Below are 1,627 nucleotides of genomic sequence, written 5' to 3'. Positions count from 1 at the left end.
ACTCGTTAAGAGTGTCTATACGACGATTCATAATTCGATATATTTAATTGAAGAGTTTGATCATGGCTCAGATTGAACGCTGGCGGCAGGCCTAACACATGCAAGTCGAACGGTAGCAGGATGTGCTTGCACATCGCTGACGAGTGGCGGACGGGTGAGTAATGCTTGGGAACTTGCCTTTGCGAGGGGGATAACAGTTGGAAACGACTGCTAATACCGCATAATGTCTACGGACCAAACGGGGCTTAGGCTTCGGCGCAGAGAGAGGCCCAAGTGAGATTAGCTAGTTGGTGGGGTAAAGGCTCACCAAGGCAACGATCTCTAGCTGTTCTGAGAGGAAGATCAGCCACACTGGAACTGAGACACGGTCCAGACTCCTACGGGAGGCAGCAGTGGGGAATATTGCACAATGGGGGAAACCCTGATGCAGCCATGCCGCGTGTGTGAAGAAGGCCTTCGGGTTGTAAAGCACTTTCAGTTGTGAGGAAAAGTGAGTAGTTAATACCTGCTCACCGTGACGTTAACAACAGAAGAAGCACCGGCTAACTCCGTGCCAGCAGCCGCGGTAATACGGAGGGTGCGAGCGTTAATCGGAATTACTGGGCGTAAAGCGCACGCAGGCGGTTTGTTAAGCTAGATGTGAAAGCCCCGAGCTCAACTTGGGATGGTCATTTAGAACTGGCAGACTAGAGTCTTGGAGAGGGGAGTGGAATTCCAGGTGTAGCGGTGAAATGCGTAGATATCTGGAGGAACATCAGTGGCGAAGGCGACTCCCTGGCCAAAGACTGACGCTCATGTGCGAAAGTGTGGGTAGCGAACAGGATTAGATACCCTGGTAGTCCACACCGTAAACGCTGTCTACTAGCTGTTTGTGGCTTTAAGCCGTGAGTAGCGAAGCTAACGCGATAAGTAGACCGCCTGGGGAGTACGGCCGCAAGGTTAAAACTCAAATGAATTGACGGGGGCCCGCACAAGCGGTGGAGCATGTGGTTTAATTCGATGCAACGCGAAGAACCTTACCTACACTTGACATGCAGAGAACTTTCTAGAGATAGATTGGTGCCTTCGGGAACTCTGACACAGGTGCTGCATGGCTGTCGTCAGCTCGTGTCGTGAGATGTTGGGTTAAGTCCCGCAACGAGCGCAACCCTTGTCCTTAGTTGCCAGCATTTAGTTGGGCACTCTAAGGAGACTGCCGGTGACAAACCGGAGGAAGGTGGGGACGACGTCAAGTCATCATGGCCCTTACGTGTAGGGCTACACACGTGCTACAATGGCATTTACAGAGGGAAGCGAGACAGTGATGTGGAGCGGACCCCTTAAAGAATGTCGTAGTCCGGATTGGAGTCTGCAACTCGACTCCATGAAGTCGGAATCGCTAGTAATCGCAAGTCAGAATATTGCGGTGAATACGTTCCCGGGCCTTGTACACACCGCCCGTCACACCATGGGAGTGGGATGCAAAAGAAGTAGTTAGTTTAACCTTCGGGAGAACGATTACCACTTTGTGTTTCATGACTGGGGTGAAGTCGTAACAAGGTAACCCTAGGGGAACCTGGGGTTGGATCACCTCCTTACTATTACGTCGATGACGCCCTTGATGCAGTGCCTACACAGATTGTTTTGT

The 1,627-nt window shown here is 51.5% G+C and carries 1 rRNA gene; it reads left to right on the top strand.

Annotated features, from left to right (window positions below):
- Window positions 1-44: 44 nt before the first annotated feature.
- Window positions 45-1,577: ribosomal RNA gene (locus tag JV36_RS0108940) — 16S ribosomal RNA — on the top strand.
- Window positions 1,578-1,627 lie beyond the last annotated feature (50 nt).

It is taken from the genome of Alteromonas sp. LOR (genome assembly GCF_000753865.1).
GTDB lineage: Bacteria > Pseudomonadota > Gammaproteobacteria > Enterobacterales > Alteromonadaceae > Alteromonas.
This window is presented reverse-complemented; position numbering and strand designations above follow the sequence as displayed.